Genomic DNA, 1046 nt, shown 5'->3' with positions numbered 1-1046 from the left:
CTAGAAGGCCACTGAAGATCTTGTGGTGGCGGCTGCGGGGCTGTGGTGGACCCGGGCGTTCTACCCGCGTGCTGCAGCAAGTTTCCAGACGTTGCCGGTCCGGGTGAGTCCGAGGTTGATCAGGGTTCGCAGGTTGAGTGCGGCGGCGCGGGTGTGGAGCCAGGCGTTGTTCTTGATGGTGCCGATGTACCGTAATCGCCGGTTGCCTCGTGCGACGATCCAGGCGATGGCGCGTTCGACGGGTGGCCTCCAGCGTCGGTAGTCGTCCTGCCAGGCCGGATCGGTGGCGGCTTGCCGGCGGGCGGCGGCAAGTTCGTCGTGCTGCGGGCGGATGGTGAGGATGCGCCCGGCTTTGGCTTTGGTGCAGCGCGGGCGCAGGGGGCAGTCGGCGCACTGGCTGGTGAAGAACGCCTTGCGCTGCTGGTTGCGTCCCGATGGGGCCGACAGCGGGACCTGGTGCCCGGCCGGGCAGGTCACGGTGGCCCCTGCGGTGTCGATGGCGAAGTCGTCCAGGGTGAACCCGCCGGGTACGGCCGGGCGCAGTGGTGCGGGTTTGATCACCACGCGATGCCCGGCCTCCGCCAGCGCGTGGCGGCAGGACCCACTGGAGTAGGCGGCATCGCCGAAAACCTCTACCGGGCTGGTCTCCTCGGCGAGCAACTCCACAGCGAGGGAGGCCTCGTGATGGGCGGCACCGGATCCGGGTCGTAACGCCACGGCGGTGAACAGGCCGGTTTCGGGTTCGACCGCCACGTGGGCCTTGAAGCCGTCTTGGCGGTGGGTGCGGGTCTTGTGCACATGCCGGGATTCAGGGTCGACGGTGGAGATCACCCGGTCGGGGACGGTGCGCTGGGCGATGCGCCAGCGGCCGTCCCGGCCGTCGGAGTCCTCAGCCGGTTCCACGTCCTGGCCGGCGACCAGGGCCAGCAGGCCCACGGCGGTGGCCGCCTGCTCGTCCAAGGGCTGGGAGGGCAGGCCGGCCAGCAGCCGGATGGCGTCGGTGACCAGGGCGTCCACCAGCACGGCCCGGGCCTGCTCGTCATCCC

The 1046-nt window shown here is 70.5% G+C and carries 1 protein-coding gene; it reads right to left on the bottom strand.

What is annotated here, in order from left to right; genetic code table 11:
- Positions 1–60: 60 nt before the first annotated feature.
- A partial coding sequence (locus HHX30_RS40255; RefSeq protein ID WP_169989205.1) for a transposase occupies positions 61–1046 on the bottom strand: 986 nt, incomplete at its 5' end.

The sequence above is a fragment of the Microbispora sp. H10836 genome, assembly GCF_012999525.1.
Classification (GTDB): Bacteria; Actinomycetota; Actinomycetes; order Streptosporangiales; family Streptosporangiaceae; genus Microbispora.
This window is presented reverse-complemented; position numbering and strand designations above follow the sequence as displayed.